A 591-nucleotide genomic window follows, 5' to 3' on the forward strand; every position below is an offset into this window, starting at 1 on the left:
AAGATGCGCCACCGGCGCGGCGGAGAAGGCGTTGCGGTCGAGCGACTTCGGCACCGGTCGGGCGAAGAACGGGTTGTCCATCAGCACCGAGAGCGCCGCCTCGTCCACCGTGCCGGCAGCGGCGATGCGGCCACCTTCGTCCATGCGCGCGCCGGTGCGCACTCCCACGAGGTCGTCGATGAGAGCGTTGCCGGGGCCGGTGTCGAAGGCGACGAGGCGATCGTCGGCGCCGATCAGCGTGAGGTTCGCGACACCGCCGACATTGAGGATCGCCACCGGCCGCGGCAACGCGGCCGCGGCCGCCAGCGCCCGGTGATAGGCCGGCACCAGCGGCGCCCCCTGCCCGCCGGCCGCGACGTCGTCGGCGCGCAGGTCGAAGACGACGGGGATGCCGAGCGCCTCGGACAGCGCTGCGCCGTCGCCGATCTGCACCGTCAGCCGCCGCTCAGGGGCGTGGAACACCGTCTGGCCGTGGAAGCCAACCACCGCGATGCCCGCCGGGTCGATGGCGTTGTCGGCGATGAAGGCCCGCACGGCCTCGATGTGCGCCGTCGTCACCACCGCCTCGGCGGCGGCAAGGGCCGGCGGGCG

The 591-nt window shown here is 74.1% G+C and carries 1 protein-coding gene; it reads right to left on the reverse strand.

Annotation, left to right across the window (positions count from 1 at the left end):
- A partial coding sequence (locus tag ACTIF1_RS26465) for an anhydro-N-acetylmuramic acid kinase (protein WP_439599466.1) occupies positions 1-591 on the reverse strand: 591 nt, incomplete at both ends.

Origin of the sequence: Falsiroseomonas sp., assembly GCF_051860665.1 — a bacterium.
In the GTDB taxonomy this organism is placed as follows: domain Bacteria; phylum Pseudomonadota; class Alphaproteobacteria; order Acetobacterales; family Acetobacteraceae; genus Falsiroseomonas.